General features: G+C 44.2%; 18 protein-coding genes and 1 riboswitch. All 18 genes read left to right on the top strand.

Features of this window, described 5'->3' with window-relative positions; genetic code table 11:
* On the top strand, window positions 1–2082 hold the full coding sequence (locus DMI82_RS02955; RefSeq protein ID WP_110102462.1) for a hypothetical protein: 2082 nt from the start codon (window positions 1–3) through the stop codon (window positions 2080–2082).
* A gap of 21 nt (window positions 2083–2103) precedes the next feature.
* Window positions 2104–3366 carry an ABC transporter permease gene (locus DMI82_RS02960; RefSeq protein WP_021650388.1) on the top strand — a complete coding sequence of 421 codons (1263 nt, stop codon included), beginning with the start codon at window positions 2104–2106 and terminating at the stop codon, window positions 3364–3366.
* A gap of 269 nt (window positions 3367–3635) precedes the next feature.
* The gene (gene ptsP / locus DMI82_RS02965) at window positions 3636–5252 is read left to right on the top strand and encodes a phosphoenolpyruvate--protein phosphotransferase (protein WP_015524657.1); all 1617 of its coding nucleotides are present in this window, start codon (window positions 3636–3638) and stop codon (window positions 5250–5252) included.
* Window positions 5253–5537: 285 nt separating this feature from the next.
* On the top strand, window positions 5538–6407 hold the full coding sequence (locus DMI82_RS02970) for a DegV family protein (protein ID WP_015524658.1): 870 nt from the start codon (window positions 5538–5540) through the stop codon (window positions 6405–6407).
* A gap of 39 nt (window positions 6408–6446) precedes the next feature.
* On the top strand, window positions 6447–8213 hold the full coding sequence (gene argS / locus DMI82_RS02975) for an arginine--tRNA ligase (protein WP_110102463.1): 1767 nt from the start codon (window positions 6447–6449) through the stop codon (window positions 8211–8213).
* Window positions 8214–8462: 249 nt separating this feature from the next.
* Window positions 8463–9728, top strand: coding sequence for a serine/threonine protein kinase (locus DMI82_RS02980; RefSeq protein WP_021650392.1), 1266 nt, complete (start codon window positions 8463–8465; stop codon window positions 9726–9728).
* The gene (locus DMI82_RS02985) at window positions 9706–10689 is read left to right on the top strand and encodes a hypothetical protein (protein ID WP_021650393.1); all 984 of its coding nucleotides are present in this window, start codon (window positions 9706–9708) and stop codon (window positions 10687–10689) included. The genes DMI82_RS02980 and DMI82_RS02985 overlap by 23 nt, the downstream gene beginning before the upstream one ends.
* 46 nt (window positions 10690–10735) lie before the next feature.
* A complete protein-coding gene (locus DMI82_RS02990; RefSeq protein ID WP_110102464.1) occupies window positions 10736–11383 on the top strand; it encodes an HAD family hydrolase in 648 nt (215 codons plus the stop codon).
* A gap of 32 nt (window positions 11384–11415) precedes the next feature.
* Window positions 11416–12210: a CPBP family intramembrane glutamic endopeptidase gene (locus DMI82_RS02995; RefSeq protein ID WP_022427116.1), complete on the top strand. Its 795-nt coding sequence runs from the start codon at window positions 11416–11418 to the stop codon at window positions 12208–12210.
* 280 nt (window positions 12211–12490) lie between these two features.
* The gene (locus DMI82_RS03000; RefSeq protein ID WP_092068887.1) at window positions 12491–12865 is read left to right on the top strand and encodes a GntR family transcriptional regulator; all 375 of its coding nucleotides are present in this window, start codon (window positions 12491–12493) and stop codon (window positions 12863–12865) included.
* Window positions 12858–13760 (top strand): ABC transporter ATP-binding protein, encoded by a 903-nt coding sequence (locus DMI82_RS03005; protein WP_059085567.1) that lies wholly within the window; start codon window positions 12858–12860, stop codon window positions 13758–13760. Before DMI82_RS03000 ends, DMI82_RS03005 begins: the two co-directional genes overlap by 8 nt.
* Window positions 13735–15918 carry a DUF6449 domain-containing protein gene (locus DMI82_RS03010; RefSeq protein ID WP_110102465.1) on the top strand — a complete coding sequence of 728 codons (2184 nt, stop codon included), beginning with the start codon at window positions 13735–13737 and terminating at the stop codon, window positions 15916–15918. The genes DMI82_RS03005 and DMI82_RS03010 overlap by 26 nt, the downstream gene beginning before the upstream one ends.
* Window positions 15918–16685, top strand: coding sequence for a pseudouridine synthase (locus DMI82_RS03015; protein ID WP_110102466.1), 768 nt, complete (start codon window positions 15918–15920; stop codon window positions 16683–16685). Before DMI82_RS03010 ends, DMI82_RS03015 begins: the two co-directional genes overlap by 1 nt.
* Window positions 16686–16864: 179 nt before the next feature.
* Entirely contained in the window at window positions 16865–17608 is a 744-nt protein-coding gene (rpsB, locus tag DMI82_RS03020) for a 30S ribosomal protein S2 (RefSeq protein ID WP_044960678.1), read from the top strand.
* Window positions 17609–17644: 36 nt separating this feature from the next.
* Window positions 17645–18583 (top strand): translation elongation factor Ts, encoded by a 939-nt coding sequence (tsf, locus tag DMI82_RS03025; RefSeq protein WP_110102467.1) that lies wholly within the window; start codon window positions 17645–17647, stop codon window positions 18581–18583.
* A gap of 183 nt (window positions 18584–18766) precedes the next feature.
* Window positions 18767–19534: a zinc ribbon domain-containing protein gene (locus DMI82_RS03030; RefSeq protein ID WP_110102468.1), complete on the top strand. Its 768-nt coding sequence runs from the start codon at window positions 18767–18769 to the stop codon at window positions 19532–19534.
* A gap of 119 nt (window positions 19535–19653) precedes the next feature.
* Window positions 19654–19768, top strand: a riboswitch (FMN riboswitch).
* Window positions 19769–20043: 275 nt separating this feature from the next.
* Window positions 20044–21171, top strand: coding sequence for a bifunctional diaminohydroxyphosphoribosylaminopyrimidine deaminase/5-amino-6-(5-phosphoribosylamino)uracil reductase RibD (gene ribD / locus DMI82_RS03035; RefSeq protein WP_110102469.1), 1128 nt, complete (start codon window positions 20044–20046; stop codon window positions 21169–21171).
* Complete coding sequence (gene ribE / locus DMI82_RS03040) at window positions 21153–21806, top strand: riboflavin synthase (RefSeq protein ID WP_021650402.1); 654 nt, start codon at window positions 21153–21155, stop codon at window positions 21804–21806. The genes ribD and ribE overlap by 19 nt, the downstream gene beginning before the upstream one ends.
* Window positions 21807–21818: the final 12 nt, after the last annotated feature.

Consider the following 21818-nt stretch of genomic DNA (forward strand, 5'->3'; position numbering starts at 1 on the left):
ATGAAAGTGGTGAAGAGAGTGATCGTTGGTGTACTGGTTGCGGCATTGGCAGCCGGAGGAATCTACACAGGGCTTATGCATGTGAAAGAATCCAAGGTAACAGAGGTGCCGGTAACCAGCGTCAGCAATCTTCAGACGGACTGGTATTCAGAGACAACACTGGATGGAACCATCACCACGAATGTTTCTCAGAATGTAAATATGGATAAAGATATGATCATCGAGAAAATATATGTATCCCAGGGTGATGATGTAAAAAAAGGCGATAATCTGATCTCCTTTGATATGACACTTGTAGAGATGGAACTGAATATTGCAAAGCTGAAACAGCAGAAGCAGGAGCAGGATCTGACCAAAGCACAGAACCGTCTGACAAGTCTTCAGAATGGAGGTCCCATCGAAGACAGTACAGACAGTACTGATGATACGGACCTGAATCTTACAGGTGGTGATACAGGAGGTGACGGAGAAATGACAAATACCGATACACCTTCCGGAAGTGACGGAGACGAGGATATGCAGTCAACTACCGGTTCCGCGGCTACTACAGATGGTAGCTATCTTGCAGCGGCTTCCTCCAGGCCATTACTTCTCAGTGCCTTTACAGATACAGAAGGAGATCTTGAAGATTCTGCAGAGGAAGTTACCGAAGAAATGCCGTCCGGAGAAACGACGGACAGTGAAACAGAGCAGATGACCGGAGATGACACAGCGGATATGGAAGAGGATACAACTGCATCCGATGAGGATCTGATCATGGATCCGACCTACCAGGATCCTACTGCCAATGATATTACAGACGGAGAGACTACGGACTGGGGTTCCGGAGAAGATGACACCCCAACGGTATCTCCGACACCGACTCCCACACTGGGACCCAATGAGCTTCCTGATCCCAATATAACAGAACCGGAAATTCCGGGGATCACAGATGGTGAACCGGAATTTTATCAGAAGCTGGATTATACTTCTCAGCCGTTTACAGGAACCGGTACGGAAGAAGATCCCTATGTTTTTCTTGTAAGCAGTGCCAAAGGCAAAGTTACGGTGATGGGATCCTTCTTTAACAGAATGGCGGGATACAGTGAGGATGGAACCAAAGTGGTCCAGAAAGGCGGCAGCTGGTTCCAGCTGGAGTTTCATGAGAATGATACCATTGCTGATTTTCAGGACAGAACACTTTCCTGTACAGGATATTATCTGATCGATGGAAGTCTTCTTGAAAATCCGGTATATATGTATGCGGAAACAGAATTTACACTGGACGAGGCTTCCAAATATGACAAAAATGATGATGAGATACCGGATGACAGCGGTGATGGAGATGACGGTACTGATGGCACAACCATGTCAAGAGAGGATGCGATCAAGATCCAGAAAAACAAGATCGCAAGTTTGAAACTGGATATTGAGGAAAATAATCTGAAAATCACTAAGCTGGAGAACAAAATAAAAAACAAGCTGATAACAAGCAAACTGGATGGAACGGTTGCTTACATCGGAGATGAAGTCACAGGTTCTTATAATGGAGATGCTTTTCTGAAAGTAAAAAGTAAGGATGGTTTTTATGTTACCGGAACGGTCAGCGAACTGATGCTGGATCAGATGAAGGAGGGAACACTTCTTCAGTGTACCAGTTATAATTCCGGCAGCTTTGAGGCGAAGGTACTGAATGTATCCGATTACCCGGTGGATTCTTCAAATGCTTATTATGGTGGAGATTCTAATCCCAATGTATCGTATTACACCTTTAATGCAGAGATCACAGATCGTTCATTGCAGTTTACCGACCAGGATTATGTGACGGTATCTCTGAAGTCAAATAAACTTGCCGAAGGCAGTATGGTTGTGATGAAGGCATTTATCCGTACGGAAAATGGAACCAGCTATGTATACAAAGACGTGAAGGGAACACTGAAAAAGCAGCAGATCACAGTGGGAAGCATTGTAAACAGCGGATATTATGCAGTTGTAACTTCAGGTCTGAAATCCGATGATCTTCTTGCTTTCCCATATGGTGATGCCGTGAAGGAGGGAGCCAAGACAAAAGAAGTGACTTTGGATGATATGTACAATGAATAAATAACAGGAAGGAGAAATTTCATGTTTGAAAATATACGCCTGGCTTTTCAGGGAATATGGTCACATAAGATGAGATCCTTTCTGACCATGCTGGGTATTATTATTGGTATTGCATCTATTATTGCAATTGTATCTACGATCAAAGGTACCAGTGAGCAGATCAAGGAAGATCTGATCGGGTCCGGAAACAATACCGTACAGGTTATGCTCTATGACGGAGACAGTACATACGATATGGATTATGGTTCTTACGGAAGCTCGGCCACACCGCCGGTTATTTCTGATTCCCAGAAAACGGCGATCGGAGATTTGGATCATGTGATCAGTTCTACATTTTATTACAGTAGCCAGTCTGCCAGTGTTTATTATAAAAACACAAGCTTTCAGGGCGGAACCGTGTACGGGATCGACAGCAATTATCTGAAAACGATGGGATACCTGGTCCAGTCCGGGCGGGGATTTGTACAAAAAGATTATGACAGCTACCGAAAGGTTGCTCTTGTGGATTCCAATGCTGCACAGAATATTTTCGGAAGTGAGAGCCCTGTAGGGAAAACCATTGAGGTGGGATCAGAACCGTATATCATTGTAGGTGTGATCACTCAGAGTGAGGACAGCATGCCGAAGATCAATACGATTTCTGAATACGAGGAATATTCGCAGACGATCATGGGAAGCGTGATGATCCCGGATACTACCTGGCCTGTTGCATTTAAATTTGATCAGCCGCAAAATGTGACAGTCCGTGCAGACAGCACAGATAATATGAGTTCTGTAGGAAAAGCAGCAGAGGATATTCTGAATACAGGGATCCAGAATGAAAAAAACAAATCGAACTTTAAATATAAAGCGGAAGACATTATGGAGAAGGTTAAGAATCTCCAGAAGCTCAGCGAAAGTACCAATCAGCAGCTGATCTGGATCGCAAGTATCTCCCTGCTTGTTGGTGGTATCGGTGTTATGAATATCATGCTTGTATCTGTCACAGAACGTACCAGCGAGATCGGACTGAAAAAAGCTATCGGAGCAAGAAAAAAAGTGATCCTGGGACAGTTTCTGACGGAAGCTTCGGTGCTGACCAGTATCGGAGGAATCATTGGTGTGGTCCTTGGAATCATCCTGTCAAAAATGGTGTCTCAGGTGTCAGGAGCACCAACAGCCATCAGCGTTCCGGCTATCATCGGCTCTGTGGTATTTTCCATGCTGATCGGTCTGATCTTCGGACTTCTCCCATCTGTAAAGGCAGCTAATCTTAATCCGATCGATGCCCTTCGCAGTGAATAAAAAGATATACATACATATAGCATCTGCAATTGCCGGAAGGATTCCGGCGGCAGATGCTTATTTTTATATCTGAAAGTATTGTTCAGGTTTTATGAAGCTCTGCGGTCTTTATTTTGTCACTTTTGCTGTATATATGACAAAAAAAGAAAGTATAAATAGAGTTTTTACAGGTTTTTTAGAGATCATAAAAAAATCGTGGCAGAATCTTTGGATAGTATGATATAATACATCATAAGTGGGCAAATATAAAAACAGAAGGAGATAATTTCATGAAGGTTTTGGAAGGTAAATCTGTATTTTCCGGTATTGCGATCGGTAAGATCTCGATCCTCCAGAAAGTTGACGCCAGTGTTAAACGTGTTCACGTGGAGGATCCGGAAGAAGAGGTAAAGCGTGTGGAGGCAGCCAGAGAGCAGGCTGTGGCACAGCTTCAGAAGCTTTATGACAAGGCTCTTCAGGAAGTTGGAGAGTCCGGAGCGGCAATCTTTGAGGTTCATCAGATGATGCTGGATGATGATGACTATCTGGATTCCATCCACAACATTATCCGTACAGAGTCTGTAAATGCAGAATATGCGGTTGCAACAACTGGTGATAACTTCTCATCAATGTTCGCACAGATGGACGACGATTATATGAAAGCGAGAGCAGCTGATGTAAAGGATATCTCAGACCGTCTGGTACGTGTGCTTTCCGGCCATGGAGATGGAGAGCTTGAAGCATCCGAGCCGGTGATCGTAGTTGCAGAGGATCTTGCACCAAGTGAGACTGTACAGATGGATAAGAGCAAGGTTCTTGCTTTTGTCACAAGAAAAGGTTCTTCTAACTCACATACTGCGATTCTTGCGAGAACCATGAATATTCCGGCGCTGATCAATATTGAATACGATGAGTCCATGGACGGTAAGATGGCAGTCGTAGACGGAAAGAGCGGAAATCTGATCGTTGAGCCGGATGCAGAGACCCTTAAAAAATATGAGGATATGCGTGCCGATGAACTTGCACAGCGTGCAATGCTCAAAGAGCTGAAAGGTAAAGAAACTGTTACCAAGAGCGGTCGTAAGCTCCACCTTTATGCCAACATCGGAAGTACAGGTGATGTTGCGAATGTACTTGCCAATGATGCGGAAGGCATCGGACTTTTCCGAAGTGAGTTCGTATACCTGGAAAAAGAAGACTATCCTACAGAGGAAGAGCAGTTCCAGGTTTACAAGACCGTAGCTCAGAATATGGCCGGCAAAAAAGTTATCATTCGTACTCTGGATATCGGAGCGGACAAGCAGATCGATTATTTTAATATGGCGCATGAGGAGAACCCTGCAATGGGATATCGTGCGATCCGTATCTGTCTGGACCGTCCGGAAGTATTTAAGACACAGTTGAGAGCGCTTTTCCGTGCAAGCATGTTCGGAAATATTTCCATCATGTATCCGATGATCATCTCTGTAACAGAGGTGAAGCAGATCAAGGCTATTGTAGCAGAAGTAAAAGCAGAGCTTAAGGAACAGGGGATCCCGTTCCGTGATGACGTGGAGCAGGGTATCATGATCGAGACTCCGGCAGCTGTTATGATCAGTGATCTTCTTGCAAAAGAGGTTGATTTCTTCAGTATCGGAACCAATGATCTGACCCAGTATACACTGGCTATTGACCGTCAGAATGCAAAGCTTGACAACATTTATGATTCCCATCATGAGGCAGTTCTCCGTATGATCCAGATGGTTGTGGATAATGCACACAAAGAAGGTATCTGGGCCGGAATCTGTGGTGAGCTTGGTGCGGACACTACACTTACTGAGAGATTTGTAGAGATGGGACTGGATGAGTTGTCCGTATCTCCGACATTTGTTCTTCCGGTTCGAAAGATCGTAAGAGAAATGAAATAAGACACAGATCATAAATAGATAAGGATATTTTTGATAAATAGTGTGACAGCTGTTGTGCATAAATATTTGTATGGCAGCTGTTTTTTTTAGTTACTGTTCACTGGTAATATTCCGCGAGGTGTTTTTTATGAGCGAAGGTCACAGAAAATTTCCAATTGTGGTATAGAAAAAAATATGATACACTAACATCATGGATTTCTACAGCAGTTCAAAGAATTAGTCCATCAGGGGCTGATGCATTAATTCTTTGAACTGTGAGATAACAGACCAGGAGGAGAGAAAAGAATGGGCAAAATTGCCATTGTAACAGACAGCAACAGCGGTATCACACAGGCCCAGGCCGAAGAGCTTGGCGTTTATGTGATACCGATGCCGTTTTATATTAATGAAAAAATGTATCTTGAAGGTGTAACTCTCACACAGGAAGAGTTTTATGAGAAGCTTAAGAAGGATGAACCGATCTCCACATCTCAGCCAAGTCCGGCTGATCTCTGTGATCTGTGGGACAAGCTTCTGAGAGATTATGAGGAAATCGTTCATATTCCGATGTCAAGCGGACTGAGTGCATCCTGTTCTACTGCAATGGGACTTGCTATTGATTATAATGGTCGTGTTCAGGTAGTGGACAATCAGCGGATTTCCGTAACACAGAGACAGTCTGTAATGGATGCTAAGATGCTTGCCGAGGCAGGAAAAAGTGCTGCAGAGATCAAGAAGATCCTTACAGATCAGAAACTCGATTCCAGTATTTATATCACACTTGACACCCTGAAATATCTGAAAAAAGGTGGCAGGATCACACCGGCAGCAGCAGCCATCGGAACGGTTCTGAACCTGAAGCCTGTACTTCAGATCCAGGGAGAGAAGCTGGATGCCTACGCCAAGGTCCGTGGCAAGAAGCAGGCCAAACGTGCCATGCTGAAGGCAATGAAGAATGATTGGGAAACACGTTTTAAGGAATACGCATCTGACGGTGAGATGTGTCTTCAGGCTGCTTATACAGGAAATCTGGAAGAAGCAGAAGAATTTAAAAAAGAGATCCAGGAGGTATTTCCGGGAATGGAGATACATATGGATCCCCTTTCTTTAAGTGTTGCCTGCCATATCGGTTATGGTGCCCTTGCAGTCGCATGTTCAAGAAAAGTGACATTATAAGCATAAAATACAGAAACAAAGATATGAGGAGTTTGAAACATGAAGAAGATTATGGAACAGATGGCGGAAGAACTTTCCGCAGCATTTGAAAAAGCAGGTTATGATCCGTCTTACGGAAAAGTTACTGTTTCCAACAGACCGGACTTATGTGAGTATCAGTGTAACGGTGCTATGGCAGGAGCCAAAGCATATCACAAGGCACCGTTTATGATCGCTGATGATGTGGTAGCACAGCTGTCAGACAGCCGGATCTTTTCCAGAGCAGAAGTTGTAAAGCCTGGATTTATCAACCTGGATGTGAAACCGGAATTTGTTGCAGAATACATGAATAAGATGGCAGAGGACGAGAAGCTTTCTGTTGAGACTGCCAAGAATCCGAAGACGATCATTATCGACTATGGCGGACCAAACGTTGCCAAGCCGCTTCACGTAGGACATCTCCGTTCTGCGATCATCGGTGAGAGCATCAAGCGTATCGGACGTTTTGTAGGACATAAGGTGATCGGTGATGTACATCTTGGAGACTGGGGCCTTCAGATGGGACTGATCATCACCGAGCTGAAACACCGGAAACCGGAGCTGGTATATTTTGATGACAGCTTTACCGGTGAATATCCGGCAGAAGCACCGTTTACCATCAGCGAGCTGGAAGAGATCTATCCATGTGCCAGTGGGAAGTCCAAAGAGGATGAGGCTTACCGTAATGAGGCACTGGAGGCAACCCACCTTCTTCAGCAGGGTAAACCCGGATACATGGCTCTCTGGAACCACATCATGAATGTATCTGTAACAGACCTTAAGAGAAACTACGCGAATCTGAACGTAGATTTTGACCTCTGGAAAAAAGAATCCGATGCACAGCCATATATTCCGGATATGGTAGAGGATATGAAGAAGCGAGGATTTGCCTATGAGGACCAGGGTGCTCTTGTTGTAGATGTAAAAGAAGAGAGTGATACCAAGGAGATCCCTCCATGTATGCTTCTGAAATCAGACGGAGCTTCTCTCTATACGACCACAGACCTTGCTACTATCGTAGAGCGTATGAAACTCTTTCAGCCGGATGAGATCCTTTATGTTGTTGACAAGCGTCAGGAGCTGCATTTTATCCAGGTATTCCGCTGCGCAAGAAAAACCGGTCTTGTAAATCCGGAGACCAAGCTTTCCTTCCTTGGTTTCGGTACCATGAATGGAAAAGACGGTAAACCGTTTAAGACAAGAGAAGGCGGTGTTATGCGTCTGGAGAACCTGATCGCAGATATTGATGAGGAAATGTATCGTAAGATCGTGGAGAATCGCAGTGTAAAAGATAAAGATGCAAAGGATACTGCCAAGATCGTAGGACTTTCCGCAATCAAATACGGAGATCTTTCCAACCAGGCGACCAAGGATTACATCTTTGATGTTGACCGCTTTACATCCTTTGAGGGAAATACAGGTCCGTATATCCTTTATACTATCGTTCGTATTAAGTCAATCCTGAACCGTTATGTACAGGAGGGAGGAGATTTAAGTACAGGTAAGATCCTTCCGGCAGTCAATGTCAGTGAGAAGAACCTGATGCTTCAGCTTTCCGGCTTTGCGGCAATGGTTGAGAACGCTTTTGAAGAAAAAGCACCACATAAGATCTGTGCATATATCTATGAGGTATCCAATGCATTTAACAGCTTTTACCATGAGACCAAGATCTTAAGCGAAGAGGATCAGGCACAGAAGGAATCCTTCCTTCAGCTGCTCCAGCTTACAAGAAGAGTGCTTGAGACAAGCATCGATCTTCTTGGATTCTCTGCACCGGATCGTATGTAAGGTATAGCTTTGCAGATACAAACACTATGAATAATGACAGACCGCCGGATAAAGAGATATTTTTGTCTGCTATATCCGGCGGACTTTTTTATATAGAAAGTTCTTTGCAAAAAGAACAGGACGTGCTATAATAGGACTTATCCTAAACGAGGGCAGATCACGAATATCTGCCTGACTATAAGTTATCTGTTTTTTCAAACCGGAATTCACCGGATTATCCCAAATCAATAAGAAATGTAAGCATAAATATTGTCTGACAGAAATGAGAGGAAGGTGATCTGTCTGATCGGAAATGTTCTGAAAGAACGTTATTGTATTGTAGAACAAATTGGACATGGCGGAGGTGGAAGCCTTTATCTGGCAAAAGATATGGAACTTGGTATCTGCCGTGCAGTGAAAGAGATACCGATCGCAAAGAAAAAAGAAGCCAGACTCATGCAGCATCTGGAATATCCTGCAATACCGAAGATTATCGATTATGTGGAAACAGGGGAGTACTGTTATCTGATCATGGAATATATCAAGGGTCAGTCGCTGGGAGAACTTCTCCGTTCAGGAAAACGGTTTTCTTTACGGGAAATCCTTGCTCTGGGAAAGGAGATTGCCAGAGTATTGGAATATCTTCACAGTCGGAAGCCACCGGTCTGTTACGGGGACCTGAAACCGGATAATCTTATGTTTTCTGAAACCGGGCATCTGTATCTGATAGATCTTGGAAGTGCCATGTTCGATCATGGAAAAAGAAAACAGATCTGTGAAGGAACGAAAGGCTATGCGGCGCCGGAGCAGTATCAGGGCTACTTAAGACCGGGAAGTGATATTTATGCTCTGGGGAAGACCCTGGAAAAGCTTTGCGGAAAAAAGAAATGGCAGTGGATTTTATATCCGGATTTTTTCTGGCTTCTGTTCCGATGTACCAGAAAACAGGAAAAATACAGATATTCGGATATGTCAGTGGTTCAGAAGAAAATCCAAAAGCTGGAAAACAGATATCGGATGATCACTTGGAGAAAACGATTTCTGGAAGCGGCAGCTGCAGGGATTCTGATAGGAACACTGATCTTGATAGCAGGATTGCTGAAAACGGAAGAATTTTCTGTGGCGATCTCAGAAGTAACAGATTTGTATTACGAAGCCAGACAGTATCCGGAAGACTCAAAAGATCGGGAAAAGTGCTGTATGGCAGCGGAAAAGAGACTCCAGAGGTTAAGTAGAAATTATGGGGAAAAAGAACAGCAGCGTCGTATTGAGCTATTGCTGGCATGGAATGCGGAGCTTTTGTGTGAACCGGAAAAAGCGGCTTTATATTATGAAAATCTTCTTCTGTATGATGCAGAATATCCTGTGGCTTACGGAGAATATGGGATGTTTCTTATTCGGACCGGGCAGAAAGAGGCCAGCAGAAAGCTGTGGGAAGATTATAAAAAGAAAGAAAAAGCGGAATTACTGGATGACAGTGAAAGCAGAAATCTGCAGCTTTGGGAGGAGATTAATGAGAAAAAGAAGAGAAAGTGATCAGAAAAAACCAAAAGAAATGAAAATTACTAGTAGGAAAACCTGTTTTATTGTTTTGTTTCTGCTGGTCTTATGCAGATGGATGATCCCTTCCATTGCTGTCTATGGATTTGATGTGTCAGGAATGGATAGTTTTGATACCGGCGGATTTGATATGAATGTGGGAGAAGGAACCGGACAGCTACCGGAAGACTGGGAAGAAAGCTATGCAGGAGAAGGAAGTGATGATAGTAATTGGAACAGAGAAGAAGGAAATACTGAGGAGTATTCCGCTGCCTGGGCAGAATCAGAGAATGATCAGGAGGAGTCTGCACAATGGAATTTAGATTTTCAGACAGATGAGGTACGTTCTCAGGAAGAAAGCTTTATGGAAAATGGAGAAGATCCGGGGGTCGGGGGAGAAGGCTATGAAGTTCAGGAACCGGATATCAGACAAGATGAAAATCCGGGGATAACTATTCCGAAAGAAGCAGAGATAGCTGATACGCTTGCGGAAAAACTGACGGAAACGCCGATACCAACAAAACTGCCAATACTGACTGAACAACCAATCCCCATACAGACAGTGACAGCAAGTCCATCTGTAACGTTGACTCAAAAACCAGTTCGAAAGTCAGTGACAGATGCATCAAAGAGGGAGAAGAAGCAAAATCCGGCATTATCTTACTATCGGACAGAACCAACAGGAACGTCGGATAGGAAAAAAGAAAAAGAGCAAAAACCGGTGATCCGAATGAAAACAGACGGTAACAGGATCCGGATAGAGATCAGTCCGGATATTCCGTTCCAGATCCTTTCATTTCGGATCAATGGAAAAGAATGTGATTTTTACTGGCAGGGAAAAAAGCTTCTGGCGGAATTACCGAAAAAAAGCAGAAATCCCTGGAAAGCAGAACTCATGGGTTTTGTGAAATCCGGGAAGCTGTACTATGAAACCATGGACTTACCAGAAAAACAGTGATACAATAGGCATACTTACTGATTATTTTATACAACAGGAGGAATTTATGTATAAGGCAATCTTTTTTGATCTGGACGGAACACTGACAGAATCCGGAGAGGGGATTACGAAATCTGTACAGTATGCACTGGAGAAGCTTGGAGTTTCGGCACCGGAGCTGGAGCCATTGAAGGTTTTTGTGGGTCCGCCGCTTCTGGAACAGTTTATGAAATATGCGGGATTTGATAAAGAGACAGCGCAGAAGGGAATCGAATATTACAGAGAGCGGTATTCAGAAAAAGGAATGTATGAGAATACCGTTTATCCGGGCGTGGAAAACACTCTGGCAGAACTGAAACGTCGTGGCTACAGAATGGCTGTGGCGTCTGCGAAACCGACCTTTTACGTAACACAGATCATGGACCATTTTAATCTGAGCCGGTATTTTGAGGTGATCGCCGGGACGGACCTCAATGGACCGAAAGTAACCAAATCTCAGGTGATCGAGGAAGCTCTGGAAAGAATGAGCCTTTCTGACCACCGTGACCAGGTGATCATGGTGGGTGACAGAGAACATGACATTCTTGGAGCCAGACGATGCGGGATCCAGTGTGTGGCTGTATCTTACGGATATGGAAGCATAGAAGAACTGGAAAAGGCACAGCCTCTTCAGATCGTAGCTTCCGCAGATGAACTTCTGAATTTTTTCGTCTGACCCCTCTGCACAAACAGAATATTTTTCAAATAGTGTGGAGGGAGCTTTATCCGGCAGGAATCCATTATCTTATCGGACAGATCCTCGGAAGCGCCGTGCTTCTCTGGCTGGCAGGGCATGTCGGCAACGCACAGGAAAGGTACTATAGTTATACGCTGGTGATCACCGGACTTACCGGAGTGCTGGTTATGTTTCCGGCAGTATATTTTTACCGGAAGGATCGTATAGGAAGGCTGATCGGCGGTTTGACTTCCGTTGAGGAACAAAGGCTATCTATTCCTGAAATGCTGCTTCTTCTTGCTGCTGGAGCCGGATTTGCCCAGTATGCCAATGTGCTGGTGGCGATTCTGCAGAACTGGATCTCATCCAGCTATGGAGAGACGATGACGAAGATCACCTCAGGAAAGAGTTTGTTTATGATGATCTTTTGGATGGGGATCATAGCGCCCGTTGCAGAAGAAATGATCTTTCGCTGGCTGATCTATCTGCGACTTCGGGATCACTTTTCAGTGCTGGTTTCCGCTGTGATCTCTGCGGCGTTTTTCGGAATTTATCACGGAAATGTCCTGCAGGCTGTGTATGCGTTTGTTCTGGGAGGGATTTCTGCGTGGTTTCTGGAGATGGGCGGTAATAAGTGGACCAGTGTGCTGATGCACATCGGAGCCAATACCTGGATACTTATTTTCAGTGAATACGCCCAGACTCTGGTGGAAAAAGCCGGAGCAGGAAGCCTTCTGATGATCTATGGTGTTTTTGCGGCAGCGATGATCGGAGGATATCAGTATTTTGCGCGCCGGGGAGAAAAACGTGGCTACCGGGCTGTTTGATCCAATGTGGATCACGAATATCTGCCTGCTACTGGATCAGGCAGAGTGATAGATGAATATTTGCTTTACAGAGAATCTGTAGTGGAATCATAGTATAAGGATGCCATTACAGATTTTTTTTATAAAAATATGCCGGAATCTTTTGCTGCCGGTAAATTTATATAGATTTTATATTTATTTAAGAGACCATTTCTTGCGTACCTTTGTATCGTGTGCTATCATAAGTGTATTAAAAGAATTAATACACTTAATACACAGATTACAGAGAAAGGAGCGTCGTATGTTATTCTTGGACTATCAGGACAGACGTCCCATTTACGAGCAGATCGTAGAGAAATTCCGGATGCTGATCCTGTCAGGAGCTGTGGAGCCATCTTCCAAGATGCCGTCTGTGCGGCAGCTGGCCGTGGAATTATCCATCAATCCCAATACCATCCAGCGGGCATATATGGAACTGGAGCAGCAGGGGCTGATCTGTCCGGTGAAGGGAAAAGGCAGTTTTGTCACAGACAGCGGCAGGATCAGGCAGATCGGTATGGAAGAAACCTTAAGTGAGCTGAAAAAGATCACAGAAAAGGGAATGGCTCTGGGAGTAGGGGAGGAAGAAATGATCGGTGTGATCCGCTTATGCTATAAGGAGGGAAACAATGATTGAGATAAAAAACTGCAGCAAAGCTTTTGGTAAGATACAGGCAGTAAATAAGGTCACCATGGATATCGGGGAACGGGAGGTTTTTGGACTGATTGGCTCCAACGGTGCGGGAAAAAGTACTCTGCTCCGTATCATGGCCGGGATCATCCGTCAGGACAGAGGAGAGGTGCTGATGGATGAAGAACCGGTTTTTGAAAATGAAAGGATCAAAGAGCATTTTTTCTACATCCCGGACGATGCATATATTCCGGCAAATTACAATGCTCTGGACATGGCAGAATTTTACCGTTGTATTTATCCGGGATTTCAGCAGGCGCGTTTTGAGACAATGATGAAGCAGTTTCATCTGGATGGAAAACGAAAAATCAGCACTTTTTCCAAGGGAATGAAGAAACAGCTTCTGGTGATCCTGGGAATCAGTACAGGAACGAAATATCTGTTTTGTGATGAAACCTTTGATGGCCTGGACCCGGTAATGCGCCAGGCAGTAAAAAGTATTTTTGCATCGGAGATCATGAGTCGTGAATTTACGCCGGTGATCGCTTCCCATAATCTCCGTGAGCTGGAAGATATCTGCGATCACATCGGGCTTCTTCATCAGGGAGGAATTCTCCTTTCCAGAGATCTGGAGGATATGAAATTCCACATCCATAAGATCCAGTGTGTACTTACTGACAAAAAGAAAGAAGAAGAATTAAAGAAAGAGCTGGAGGTTTTGAAAACAGAGCATCAGGGCTCCCTGTTGCTTATTACTGCAAGGGGAACAAGAAGAGAGATCATGGAGAAGATACAGGCAAAAAATCCTCTTTTCTGCGAAGTGCTCCCACTGACTCTGGAAGAAATATTTATCAGCGAAACGGAGGTGGCAGGCTATGAAGTCAAAAATTTATTCCAGTGAGTATATGAAATCCTCTTCTAAAGGACAAAGATGGATCCCGGCATTTGCCATGATCGCATTTCTCCTTGCATTTCCGGTAGCGGAACTTATTCTGATGGGAAAATGGAATGAGCGCAGTTATACTCAGAGTCAGCTTTCCTATCTGTATTCCAGCCTGTGGAGCAGTGACTTTCTCACAATGGGAGCAGCTGTGGCTGCGGTAACCGCATTTTTGGCAGCAGTAAGCGGCTTCTGGTATCTGTATTCCCCGAGAAAAGTGGATTTCTATCACAGCCTTCCGGTAAAGCGAAGTGCACTGTTTCTGCACAGAGTATTGTTGGCTGTTCTTTATTATCTGGTGCCATATGTGATCATGGAATTTGCTGCGGTATGCATCGGGGCAGCCAGAGGATATTACAGCCTTTCCATTATGAAAAAGGCACTGATCCTGCTGGTGCTCCATCTCCTGATGTATCTTCTGGTGTATTTTTCCACAGTGCTGGTGATCGCCTGCACCGGTACCATGTTGATGGGAGCACTTGCATGGGTAGGGCTGTTTACCTACAGTATCGTTCTGGCAGTGATGCTGCAGTTAAGCGGACATTTATTTTTTGATACCTGGTACGAGGGCAGTTACGGAATTCTGGCAGCAGTGCGGAATCTGGGATCTCCTCTTATGGTGATCGTAAGCTTTATAGATAGATACAGCAGCGGAAGCTTTGGAAAGCAGTTGCTGATACTGATCCTCACGCTGTTTATCATGGCAGCACTTTCCTGGATGGCATTTTGCAGACGAAGGTCAGAGAATACCGGAAAAGCTCTGGTATATACCTGGATGGAGCCGGTCTTAAGTGCCCTGCTCACAATACCATCCGGACTGGGGATCGGTCTGATCTTTTATATGATTCCGGAAGATTCATCCAAAACAGCATGGTGGATCTTCGGAATGATACTGGGAACGATCCTGGTCCATGGAATTCTGGAAGTGATCTATGAAATGGATTTTCGCAGATTTTTCCGCAGAAAAGTGCAGCTTATGATCCTTGGAGGTGTTGTGGCAATCTGTGCGCTGACCATGAAAATGGATCTTCTGGGATATGACAGTTATTTTCCGGCTTATGACAATCTTCAGGGAGTTGTGATAAATGTAAGCAATCTTTCATATACAGAGCAGCTTTGCAATGTGGAAAAAAAAGAAAACGGAATCTATAAGATCCGGTATACTGCCACCTCAGACAATAGTTCCGGTCTGCTGGATCAGCCGGTGATGAAAAGTAAAGCATTATATAACAGTCTGAAGGATATCAGGCTTCAGAATGAAAAAGGAAAAAAATCAGGAAGGCGCATGTATGTGCGCTACATAAATAAACAGGGATTCAGTGTATGCAGAGGCTATATTGTATCCTCTGCACAGGCACAGAATCTTATGGAAGCCCTGTATGATGAGCAGACATGGAAAGAAGACAGATATTCATTTTTCCAGCTGGACAAACAGTATCTGAAAGAGGTTACCGGTATTTTCTGTGACGGAGATATTCATTCTTTATTTGAAAAAAATGCAGAGAAGCGTCAGGCACTGGCAGAGGCACTGAGAAAGGACATTCTGGAAAACGGCGGTCAGACAGTAAAAGACCAGCCATGTGCAATGCTGATGTTCGATTATACGGGAATTCCGTCAGAAGGCTACATGGATGAATGGGGAATGAATGTACCGGCTGTGCAGGAAGGAGAGAATGTGTCCACCTCCGTTCTGGTGTATCCGTCATATAAGAGAACACTTGCAATTTTGGAAGAAACAGGATATCCTCTTTCTATGGATGAGCTGTCTGTTGAGTATATTGATGTTTATTACTTCAGCTCCGAAGCTGCCGGCGAAGATGATGAAGCTTTTTCCGACACTGAGCCCATTTCGGATCTTGAAGAAACAGAGAACGGTTATAAAGTCCGTTACGATAAAAAGGAACAGCTGGAAGCCCTGAAAAAATGTATCCGTCCATCACAGCTGGTAAACGGATGGACTATCTGGAATGCAGATGCCACAATGGAAGTGGTTCTGGAAGGACAAGAGAGCACCGGCGGGGATTCCGGACTTTATATGACATTTGTCGGTGAGATCCCGGATTTTATCAGAGCAGATGCAAAGGCAGCCCATGTAACAGAATGGGAGGTAAATGATTAATGGAAAAACCAGTCCGGCTGGATAAATTTCTGGCAGATGCCGGCGCAGGTACAAGAAGCGAGGTAAAAAAATACATACAGAAGGGTCAGGTGCAGGTTAACGGGAAATCTGTGAAGAAACCGGAGCTGAAGGTAACAGAAGAAGATCAGGTGGTTATGAACGGGCAGGAGCTCCATGCTGCACCGGAATATGTATACTATCTTTTTAACAAGCCGGCAGGCTGTGTCAGCGCAACGGAGGACTTCAGAGATAAAACGGTTCTCGACTACATTGAAGAGAAAGACAGAAGAAAGGGTCTTTTTCCGGTGGGACGCTTGGATAAAGATACAGAAGGCTTTCTTCTGATCACAGATGACGGTCCTCTGGCACACGAGCTTCTTTCTCCGAAAAAGCATGTGGATAAGACCTACTATGCAAAAGTATCCGGGAAAGTGACAGAAGAAGATGTCGTGAAGCTGGCAGAAGGCGTGGATATCGGGGAAAAAGATCTCACACGACCGGCAAGGCTGGAGATCCTTTCTACCTGGGAGTCCGGCACAGAATCTGCAGAAGCCGGTAAGAACTGGGAATCTGAGATCCGACTTACCATCCACGAGGGAAAATTCCATCAGGTAAAACGGATGATGGAGGCACTGGGAAAAAAAGTAACTTATTTGAAAAGACTATCCATGGGGCCGCTGGCGCTTCCTTCAGATCTTCCGACAGGAAAATATCGTTCGCTCACCGAAAAAGAGCTGGAGCTTCTGAAGTCTGCCGGAAACCGCTGAAAAACAGAAAAAAATTGGAAAAATCCCCTTTACATAAGGGGATTTTCTATGCTATAATTCAGAAGTTGCAAAAATAAGCACGCACGGCGATTCTATAAGGATGGTGCCCTACGGTGTGAGGATGGGTCCAGAGAGAAGGCGACCTGTGCGGAAGAATTTAACCAAAAAGGAGAAAAGACATGAGCGTTATTTCAATGAAGCAGCTTTTAGAGGCAGGTGTTCATTTCGGACATCAGACAAGAAGATGGAACCCTAAAATGGCTCCGTACATCTACACAGAGAGAAATGGTATCTATATCATCGATCTTCAGCAGTCTGTAGGAATGGTTGACGATGCTTACAATGCAGTAGCAGATATCGTTGCCAACGGTGGACACATCCTTTTCGTAGGAACTAAGAAACAGGCTCAGGATGCTATCCGTACAGAGGCAGAGCGTTGTGGAGAGTTCTTCGTAAATGAGAGATGGCTTGGTGGTATGCTTACAAACTTCAAGACAATCCAGAGCCGTATCGCAAGACTGAAAGAGATCGAGACAATGGAAGCTGACGGAACATTCGACGTACTTCCTAAGAAAGAAGTTATCGAGCTTCGCAAAGAGCTTGTTAAGCTTCAGAAGAACCTTGGCGGAATCAAAGAGATGAAGAGAATCCCGGATGCTATCTTTATCGTAGATCCTAAGAAAGAGAGAATCTGCGTACAGGAGGCTCATACACTTGGAATCCCGCTTATCGGTATCTGCGATACTAACTGTGATCCGGAAGAGCTTGACTATGTGATCCCGGGAAATGACGATGCTATCCGTGCAGTAAAACTCATCGTTTCCAAGATGGCTGACGCTGTTATCGAGGCTAAGCAGGGAACTGCTGAGGCAGATGGCGAGATCGAGGCTGAGTCTGAGGAGTTTGCAGCTACAGAGGAATAATTCGTATAAACAGAATATTTCAGGAGGAAACGAACAATGGCTATTACAGCAGCACAGGTAAAAGAGTTAAGAGAGATGACCGGCGCCGGAATGATGGATTGTAAGAAAGCTCTTACATCTACAGATGGTGATATGGATAAAGCAGTTGAGTTCCTGCGTGAGAAGGGTCTTGCTACAGCACAGAAGAAAGCAAGCCGTATTGCAGCAGAGGGTCTTTGCAAAACTCTAGTAACAGAGGATGGAAAGAAAGCAGTCGTTGTTGAGGTTAATGCTGAGACAGACTTCGTTGCAAAGAACGAAAAATTCCAGAGCTATGTTGCAGATGTTGCAGCACAGGCACTTAACACAACAGCAGCTGATATCGATGCTTTCCTTGCTGAGGCATGGGCACTTGATACAACTAAGACTGTAAAAGAGGCTCTTGCAGCTCAGATCGCAGTAATCGGCGAGAACATGAACATCCGTAGATTTGCTCAGGTTGAGGAGCAGAACGGATTCATCGCTTCCTACACTCATATGGGTGGAAAGATCGGCGTTCTTGTAGACGTTGAGACAGATGTTGTTAACGATGCTGTTAAAGAGATGGCTAAGAACGTAGCTATGCAGATCGCAGCTCTGAAACCGCAGTACACAAGCGACAAGGAAGTAAGCGCTGACTATATCGAGCATGAGAAAGAGATCCTTATGGCTCAGATTCAGAACGACCCGAAGGAGTCCCAGAAACCGGCTAAGGTTATCGAGGGAATGATCACAGGACGTATTAAGAAAGAGCTCAAAGAGATCTGTCTTCTTGACCAGACATACGTAAAAGCAGAGGACGGAAAACAGTCCGTTGCTAAATACGTAGAGCAGGTAGCAAAAGAGAACGGCGCTAAGATCCAGATCAAAGGCTTCGTTCGCTACGAGACAGGCGATGGTCTTGAGAAAAAAGAAGAGAACTTCGCTGAGGAAGTTGCAAAGCAGATGGGTAAATAATCTGATATCTGCAGATCTTTAATAAGATCCATAAAACCCTTGAAAATCCAGTATTTTCAAGGGTTTTTCTTATATTATCCACTTCATATACTACATTATAAAATATGGATAGACTATAGTAACAGGAAGTTGCTTTTCAGAACATGGATCTATCTTTATAATAGGATAATGGAGGTGACGGCTATGGAAACAAAAAATGTAATCTTAAAACTTAGAACGGAAAGAGGAATGTCACAGGACGAGCTGGCAGATAAAATCATGGTAACGAGACAGGCTGTATCACGCTGGGAAAATGGAGATACCGTTCCGAATACTGATACACTTAAGCTCTTATCGAAAGAATTTGATGTATCGATCAATACGCTTTTGGGAGAACCCAGAAAGCTGATCTGTCAGTGCTGCGGGATGCCAATTGATGATGATTCCATATTGGGACGTGATAAGGATGGCACATTAAATGAGGAGTATTGTAAGTGGTGCTATGCAGATGGAACATACACATATAATGATATGGATGAATTGATTGATGTTTGTGTAAAGAATATGGTAAATGAAAGCTTTACCGAAGAACAGGCACGCACTTATCTGAAAGAAATGCTTCCAAAGTTAGATTACTGGAAAAGGTATGATGAACTTAGTGACAATGGGCAGTTTGAAGAGTTTAAAATGCAATTGATAAATGAAATAAATGATTTACATATAGATGGACTTCCAAGGGTAGACAGACTGAATGCACTTGTAGGTAAATATGTAAATCTGGAATATGCACTGCCAAATGGACAAAAAGTGAAATTTCTGGATGACCAGAAAACTTATCTGGGAAATCAAATGGAATCTGAATTCGGAGGGGACAGATACTTCGGTATTCTGGCAAATATGGATTTTATTATGATATGTACATATGAGAAAGACGGTGAAAATCCTGAATTGGTTATATACAAAAAAAGATGAGTATAGTATGCGGATTAGTGATTAGTTTCGTTACCGTTCAATGATAATATTCCGCATGGAATGAGTAAAATAAAAATTCCGCTTTACAAATGACAGATAAAGTATTAAAATAAACAAAAAGATATCTTCAGGGCAGGGTGTGATTCCCTACCGGCGGTAGAGCCCGCGAGCCGAAAGGTATGATCCGGTGAGATTCCGGGGCCGACAGTATAGTCTGGATGGAAGAAGATGATAGTACAGTTGATTTTTGTATGAATGAATGTAGTATCAGAGCTCTGAGATGGTGATCCATTTCAGAGCTTTTTATGTAGGAAATAATCAGACATTCATTTATTGATCATATGTAACAGATCAATTCCACCCTGCAGATATTTCTGCAGGCTTTTTTTGTATTTGGCACATCGTTTTCGAAATAAATATACCACTCACTTGCCTGTGAATCCGATTGCACAGGTCTAAAAGCCTCGGCGCACCAGGCAAAGAACAGGAATAAGAAAGAAGGAATAAAAATGACGGATCAGGAATATATGCTTCGGGCGATTCAGCTGGCCAAAAAAGGAGAAGGCTGGACGAATCCCAATCCGATGGTAGGGGCAGTGATCGTAAAAGACGGAAGGATCATCGGGGAAGGCTATCATAAAAAGTATGGAGAACTTCATGCGGAACGTAATGCAATTGCTTCCCTCACAGAATCAGCAGAAGGTGCGGTGATTTATGTTACGCTGGAGCCTTGCTGTCATCATGGAAAAACACCTCCATGTACGGAAGCGATCATTGAACAGAAGATCAGAAAAGTGGTGATCGGTTCCCGAGATCCGAATCCGAAAGTGGCAGGAAAAGGTGTACAGATGTTAAGGGAAGCCGGTGTAACAGTAGTTGAAGATTTTATGAGAGAAGAATGTGATCAGCTGAATCCGGTTTTTTTCCATTATATTACTACGAAAACCCCATACGTGGTGATGAAGTATGCCATGACACTGGATGGGAAGATCGCAACGAAGACAGGAGCATCAAAATGGATCACCGGAGAAGCGGCAAGAAAAGAAGTACAGCATATGCGGCATCAGTACATGGGGATCATGGCAGGTATTGGAACTGTGCTTGCAGATGATCCGATGTTGAACGTCCGGGTAGAAGGCTGGAAAAGTCCTGTCAGGATTGTGTGCGACAGTAAGCTCAGGATCCCGCCGGACAGTCAGATCGTAAAAAGTGCGGAAAAGTACCGGACGATCGTGGCTTATGCAGATCAGAAAAATACAGAAGAAAAAATAAAAATATTACATACCATGGGAGTTGAGACCATTTACTGTCCGGATGAAAAGGATCAGATAGACCTTAAAAAGTTGATGACAGATCTTGGAAACAGGGGTATTGACAGCATCCTCCTGGAGGGAGGCGGTACGTTAAATGACAGTGCCCTGCGAGCCGGAATTGTAAAGGAAGTACAGGCTTTTGTGGCACCAAAGCTGTTTGGTGGTGTGGCCGGGAAGACACCGGTAGAAGGTATCGGAGTTGAATTCCCGTCTGAAGCAGTAGAACTGAAATATACAGATATCTGCCAGATCGGTGAGGACATCCGGATAAGATGTCAGGTGTGTGAGAAAAAACAGGAGGAATCATGTTTACAGGAATCGTAGAAGAGAAAGGAAAAGTCCGTTATATACAGCTGACAGGAGAATCAGGGATCCTGGCAGTGAAAGCCCGGAAAGTCCTGGAAGGGACAAGGATCGGTGACAGTATTGCTGTGAATGGTGTGTGTCTGACAGTTACGTCGATCCAGCCGGACGGATTTACTGCCGATGTGATGGCAGAGACGATCAGAAGAAGCAGTCTTGGCAGTTGTAAAGCTGGAAGCCAGGTAAACCTGGAACGTGCAATGGCTGCAGATGGCAGGTTCGGGGGACACATAGTAAGCGGTCATATTGATGGGACTGGAGTGATACGTTCCATGCTCCGGGAAGAAAATGCCATCTGGGTATCAATTGAGACATCGCCACAGATCTTGCATCTGATCGTGGAAAAAGGATCCGTTTGTATTGATGGGATCAGCCTGACAGTTGCAAGGGTTGATGAAACTGGTTTTCAGGTGTCGGTCATTCCACATACAGGAGAAGAAACCACCCTTTTGGAAAAGGTGCCGGGGGATCTGGTTAATCTGGAAAATGATGTGATCGGAAAATATGTAGAAAAATTGCTTGGCATCAGAAAAAACGAAGAAGAGAAAAAAGAATCCGGAATTACGATGGAGTTTCTTGAAGAATTCGGGTTTTAGAACAGGAGGATA

The sequence above is a fragment of the Blautia sp. BCRC 81119 genome, assembly GCF_003184505.1.
Classification (GTDB): domain Bacteria; phylum Bacillota; class Clostridia; order Lachnospirales; family Lachnospiraceae; genus Blautia_A; species Blautia_A fusiformis.

What these genes read in the sequence shown, in the direction of transcription:
- DMI82_RS02955 (WP_110102462.1), top strand. Translation starts at nt 1, where the DNA reads ATGAAAGTGGTGAAGAGAGTGATCGTTGGTGTACTGGTTGCGGCATTG.
- DMI82_RS02960 (WP_021650388.1), top strand. Translation starts at nt 2,104, where the DNA reads ATGTTTGAAAATATACGCCTGGCTTTTCAGGGAATATGGTCACATAAG.
- ptsP (WP_015524657.1), top strand. Translation starts at nt 3,636, where the DNA reads ATGAAGGTTTTGGAAGGTAAATCTGTATTTTCCGGTATTGCGATCGGT.
- DMI82_RS02970 (WP_015524658.1), top strand. Translation starts at nt 5,538, where the DNA reads ATGGGCAAAATTGCCATTGTAACAGACAGCAACAGCGGTATCACACAG.
- argS (WP_110102463.1), top strand. Translation starts at nt 6,447, where the DNA reads ATGAAGAAGATTATGGAACAGATGGCGGAAGAACTTTCCGCAGCATTT.
- DMI82_RS02985 (WP_021650393.1), top strand. Translation starts at nt 9,706, where the DNA reads ATGAGAAAAAGAAGAGAAAGTGATCAGAAAAAACCAAAAGAAATGAAA.
- DMI82_RS02990 (WP_110102464.1), top strand. Translation starts at nt 10,736, where the DNA reads ATGTATAAGGCAATCTTTTTTGATCTGGACGGAACACTGACAGAATCC.
- DMI82_RS03000 (WP_092068887.1), top strand. Translation starts at nt 12,491, where the DNA reads ATGTTATTCTTGGACTATCAGGACAGACGTCCCATTTACGAGCAGATC.
- DMI82_RS03005 (WP_059085567.1), top strand. Translation starts at nt 12,858, where the DNA reads ATGATTGAGATAAAAAACTGCAGCAAAGCTTTTGGTAAGATACAGGCA.
- DMI82_RS03010 (WP_110102465.1), top strand. Translation starts at nt 13,735, where the DNA reads ATGAAGTCAAAAATTTATTCCAGTGAGTATATGAAATCCTCTTCTAAA.
- DMI82_RS03015 (WP_110102466.1), top strand. Translation starts at nt 15,918, where the DNA reads ATGGAAAAACCAGTCCGGCTGGATAAATTTCTGGCAGATGCCGGCGCA.
- rpsB (WP_044960678.1), top strand. Translation starts at nt 16,865, where the DNA reads ATGAGCGTTATTTCAATGAAGCAGCTTTTAGAGGCAGGTGTTCATTTC.
- tsf (WP_110102467.1), top strand. Translation starts at nt 17,645, where the DNA reads ATGGCTATTACAGCAGCACAGGTAAAAGAGTTAAGAGAGATGACCGGC.
- DMI82_RS03030 (WP_110102468.1), top strand. Translation starts at nt 18,767, where the DNA reads ATGGAAACAAAAAATGTAATCTTAAAACTTAGAACGGAAAGAGGAATG.
- ribD (WP_110102469.1), top strand. Translation starts at nt 20,044, where the DNA reads ATGACGGATCAGGAATATATGCTTCGGGCGATTCAGCTGGCCAAAAAA.
- ribE (WP_021650402.1), top strand. Translation starts at nt 21,153, where the DNA reads ATGTTTACAGGAATCGTAGAAGAGAAAGGAAAAGTCCGTTATATACAG.